The sequence below is a fragment of the uncultured Roseibium sp. genome, from assembly GCF_947499295.1.
Taxonomy (GTDB): domain Bacteria; phylum Pseudomonadota; class Alphaproteobacteria; order Rhizobiales; family Stappiaceae; genus Roseibium.
In genome coordinates this window covers 1-398 of the sequence record NZ_CANMNP010000149.1, presented here as the reverse complement: position 1 = coordinate 398, position 398 = coordinate 1, and the positions used below count along the sequence as shown (strand labels likewise).

The 398-nt window shown below is 60.1% G+C and carries 2 protein-coding genes; one reads left to right on the top strand and one right to left on the bottom strand.

All coding sequences use genetic code 11. The features are described 5' to 3' along the window. Nucleotides 1–242 (bottom strand): DUF1403 family protein (locus Q0835_RS30195; RefSeq protein WP_363324527.1); only part of this gene is annotated, 242 nt, incomplete at its 3' end. On the opposite strand from Q0835_RS30195, the gene Q0835_RS30455 reads away from it, so the two are divergent. Continuing rightward, nucleotides 211–398, top strand: a 188-nt coding sequence (locus tag Q0835_RS30455; protein ID WP_363324526.1) for a hypothetical protein, incomplete at its 3' end; no start/stop codon positions are given. The genes Q0835_RS30195 and Q0835_RS30455 overlap by 32 nt on opposite strands.

Here is a 398-nt window from a genome sequence, read left to right as displayed (position 1 = left end):
TGGTCAGGTTCCGGAAGGCCAAAAAAGGTCCGGCCAGCCGGGCCCGGATCGTCTCCTGACGCTGTCAACAGCACCGCATCGCGCAAGGCGGACGGTTCTTCTGTGCGGCCTGTCAGGCGGACGGTAACGGCCGCAAACTGGAGCGCTTGGCGGGCGCGCCAGGCTGGGACGCTGCGGACAAGATCATCGAGGGATTTCAGGGTGATGCCAGTGGCGAACGCCGCATCGAGATCGGATTTGATGGGGAGGCGTGGTACTGCCCAGTCTGGTAATGGAAGGACCGGGCTGGACGTTTTAGCAGATGGCGGGGAAAGTGATTTCGGCGTTGTTGCAAAAATCCAATTTGTGCCCTACCTGAGCTTCGCTGTCTCGCTTCAGAAGTTTCGTGAATGCCGTTC